Raw genomic sequence first — 264 nt, 5'->3', positions numbered from 1 at the left:
ATAGCCCGATCATGTGCTCCACGCCTGGAATATCCCCTGGACGACCGGACACAACGCTGCCGAACACGACATCCGTACTATTGTTATATTTCTGCAACAGAACGCCCCATACGGTTTGAATCAGCGTATTGATCGTCACCTGATTTTGTTTTGCCACCCGTTCGATCTGCGCAACCAACTCTGGCTGGAATTCGCAATCCAGATCTTCAGCGACATATTCCCCGGTGTGCATCGATTTCGGCTGTGCTTTTTGCTGCGGAAGCG

General features: G+C 51.5%; 1 protein-coding gene. It reads right to left on the bottom strand.

The genetic code is table 11. The annotated features are described in order from the left end of the window. The coding region (locus tag ACN6NF_RS25905) for a condensation domain-containing protein (protein WP_474320327.1) at positions 1 to 264 on the bottom strand (264 nt) is incomplete at both ends.

It is taken from the genome of Paenibacillus sp. TSM33, assembly GCF_056099025.1.
Note: the sequence above shows the minus strand (reverse complement) of the source record. Positions and strands in the feature narration are given on the sequence as shown.